The sequence below is a fragment of the Candidatus Desulfatibia sp. genome, from assembly GCF_036446775.1.
Classification (GTDB): Bacteria; Desulfobacterota; Desulfobacteria; order Desulfobacterales; family UBA11574; genus Desulfatibia_A.
Genome location: NZ_JAZFTO010000328.1, coordinates 1 through 3,179 on the forward strand (window position 1 = coordinate 1; position 3,179 = coordinate 3,179).

5 protein-coding genes are annotated in these 3,179 nt (G+C 42.5%); all 5 read right to left on the minus strand.

Features of this window, described 5'->3' with window-relative positions:
- The coding region (locus V3S16_RS15495; RefSeq protein ID WP_413886549.1) for a hypothetical protein at positions 1–367 on the minus strand (367 nt) is incomplete at its 3' end.
- A gap of 778 nt (positions 368–1,145) precedes the next feature.
- Entirely contained in the window at positions 1,146–1,895 is a 750-nt protein-coding gene (locus V3S16_RS15500; RefSeq protein ID WP_413886551.1) for a hypothetical protein, read from the minus strand.
- Positions 1,896–2,294: 399 nt separating this feature from the next.
- Entirely contained in the window at positions 2,295–2,684 is a 390-nt protein-coding gene (locus tag V3S16_RS15505) for a type II toxin-antitoxin system VapC family toxin (protein WP_413886553.1), read from the minus strand.
- Positions 2,681–2,932, minus strand: a complete 252-nt coding sequence (locus tag V3S16_RS15510; RefSeq protein ID WP_413886555.1) for an AbrB/MazE/SpoVT family DNA-binding domain-containing protein — start codon at positions 2,930–2,932, stop codon at positions 2,681–2,683. Before V3S16_RS15510 ends, V3S16_RS15505 begins: the two co-directional genes overlap by 4 nt.
- Before the next feature lie 24 nt (positions 2,933–2,956).
- A partial coding sequence (locus V3S16_RS15515) for a hypothetical protein (RefSeq protein ID WP_413886557.1) occupies positions 2,957–3,179 on the minus strand: 223 nt, incomplete at its 5' end.

The window sequence follows — 3,179 nt, forward strand, 5'->3', positions numbered from 1 at the left end:
GTGGTTTTATTTTATGTTTATTCTCTTTCAAGTAGAAAATGTTTGTTTTAATCTTATGTGATTGGCAATATTTTGCTATTGCATTGGCGGTGTTACCAGAAGACTGTGTGACAAACTCAGGGATTTCATTTTTTTTGCAATAGGCTATTGTCGCACAAGCTACCCAATCCTTAAATGTGCCTGTTGCTGAACCACTACTCATATCTAAGAAATACAGCTTGACGCTCTTATAGACTGCTCCTGAAATTAAAGTAGCGCACTCAAATAGTTCAGACCTTTCAATACTATGTTTATTAAAAATGCCTTCCTTAATATCAAATTCGGAGAAAACATTTTTCGTTGAATACAATACTTTTTTAGGCATCATTAAGTTCTTCCATGCCAGACCACGTCGACAGAATGTCATTTTGTGTAATATTCATCGCCAATCCTGTTCGCCCTGTTTTGCTCCGGGAACCAAGCGATAAACTTGGTTCCCGGATTGGTTAATTTTGGTATGCCCCCGCTGTCAATCGTCGTTTTGAGCACCATCTAAGGGGTGTATACGCCTGCCCACCTGGGTGGTCAGGTAACTTTTTGTTCCTCGCATACCTTTTCAAACTGTTTTTTGACAATACCTCTCCTCTCAAAATTTTGCAAACCATTCCCTCAGTGCTTGCCCTCTCAGTGTCGCCAGTTGAGCACCGCCCGGTAATGGTGCGCCAACGGAAAAGCCGACGTAACATGAACATAAGTGTCCGAGCATCTACTGAATAACTATCCTAAAGCTGTAAATATCATTTGTTTTCAATAGGATGAGATACGCATTACATATCGACAGCTTAGATTAAGGATCATTGCAAAGCCAGGATTATTTCCCCTCACTATATATTATATGATTTTATTCCGGTCAATCCCGACCTCAGAGTGATGATTGCTGGTACCTTTCTGAGAGGTAGATGTTGGGGAGGCGAGCGAGCCTTTTAGGTGAGTTCGCTGAGCCTCCCCAACTTGCAATCAAAACAACTATCATAACCTGCTGAATTTTATAAGATATGCAAATCGTATCACCAGCCCCAATTAGCCCCCCCATTCAAATTGAATGCCTTAAATCAATATATCCCGGCTGGCTTTCCATCTTGATATATTTCGAATATCGCATAAATTCAGTGAGTTGATACTTGGTTGCAGCTATCTAAGGTTGGGACAACGCGAAAATTCAAATTGATTTTGGCTGAATTTTTTATTGTCAATCGGAAATAATTTATACTGGCAGATCCAATTTGCTGATTTCTTTCCATCGCGTACTCATGGAAGTCTCCGAATGCCGGACTACGATCCGCACGCAATACCAAAGGTAAGATGACTTCCGGGTCTTTTTCAGGCAACAGGTGACAGCCCAGAAGAATCTCGTTCATGTTCACCAGTCTCTGGTGAACCTCATTGGATATATACTGGAACTCTCCAAATAGCGCTTCAGCCGCCAAGATCCTTTTTTGTTTGGAAAATTCTTCAGCATAGCAGTTAAATTCATAATATTCCCTGGCACGGGAGCCGGTTAAAATATATAGAGGACCGAAGGGGGTATCGAGCATTTCCGCCATGTCCGCCAGTCGCTGGCTGCGGTCGTAATAAAGCCCGAACCCCGTGCGGTTATCCCCTGCCAGCTCACGGGCCGAAGAATGGATTATAAAAACGTACTCGGATAATTGGACCTCACCCAAAGGCTTTACCCAAAAAAGGTCGATGAAGTGGTTGGAAATGTGGAAATCCCATTGGATATCAATTCCGTCGATCTGATCCTTGCGATCCTTTATTTCTTCGATTTTGTGAACCAACTCTGAAATTTCGGGTAAACGGTCGAGTCCCCCTACCAGCATTCCGCAGGTATTGGGTTTTACGTTAAGGATGACCAACTCGTTGTCCCCGTCCCCCCGATTTTACCCCCGTACCCAAACCCGCTCTGCCACCGGGCGACATTCCGAGTAATGGTCATATCCGGAGTGGAAATAAACGTGGCATCCGGCTTTAGCCCAAATTGTTCTTGAATCCAGTGAATTTTGGCCAACCCGTATTTCATATTGGCCCGGCAAAGCTAGGTTCCCCCATCGCGCAGGCCGGTGGAGAATATATGGTCCGCAGCCCGGTCCAACAAGTCTTCTTTGTTTCGCATTTTTCTATTCATTGTTAAATTTTTATGCACTGAGGTGGGTCAATTTTGGACGCCGATAGTGGGTCAGTTTTGGATGCCGATTGACACGCTTTTCATAAGAAAGTAATAATCTTATGCCCCCTACTTTCTTTGTTCCCTCAAGCTAAGGTAGAGTGATGTCAATTGAAATTAATTTTCGAGCTTTTTTAATAAATGCATTGTCAAAAGTTACGAATTTATCAGCTTTCATGCTGGAGGCGAGATGGAGTGCATCTGCAAAATCAAGGCCTGATTCATACCATGAGATGGCCTGAAATACAGTTTGCTGATCTTCGACATTTACATTCGGAAGCCCCATCATTTTCTGAAAACCGCTCATAATAGACTTCTTGCCAATTCCATAAGCATGCCGTAATACCCATTCCGTTTCCAACATGACGGTTTTGGGAATAAAGATATTATCACTCTCTATTACTTTCGCCGCACGTTTTGCCTGACTAGGATCATCTTTTGTCAGTAATCTGACCAGGAGGTTTGTATCAGCGGCAATCATATATTCTCTTTCGCTCCTTTTACTATGGCAGCCTCCATATCCTTTAAAGATTTCTTAGGGCCTTCATAACCAACACAACCTATCACTTCATCAATTTTTGTCTCTTTATAAGGTTTAATCGGCTTGAGCTTGATGCCGTCATCAACATCCTCAATAACGAATTCGAGCCCCGCCTTCCACCCATGGAGCACACGAAGTGCCTTTGGGATTACAACCTGGCCTTTGTTTGAGAGTCGTGTCTTTTCCATATGCCCCCCTAATTGTTGGTAAGACTAAAGTAAGACAATTATAAACGCTTTTTCCTCCCTTTGCAATACTGAATCAATGACTAGGTTTAAAATTAAGGATAATTTGAAAAACTTTGCTTCAAATTCACTCAGATTTTTACACAAAGAAAAAAGGTCACAAAGTGACCTTAATAACATATTGAAATTATTGGTAGCGGGGGGCCGAGTTGAACCACCCACCATAGGGGTTATTACCTGCAAAAAGGGT

Excerpts from the sequence above, each read along its gene's own strand:
- V3S16_RS15505 (WP_413886553.1), bottom strand. The coding sequence starts at position 2,684 with ATGATTGCCGCTGATACAAACCTCCTGGTCAGATTACTGACAAAAGAT.
- V3S16_RS15510 (WP_413886555.1), bottom strand. The coding sequence starts at position 2,932 with ATGGAAAAGACACGACTCTCAAACAAAGGCCAGGTTGTAATCCCAAAG.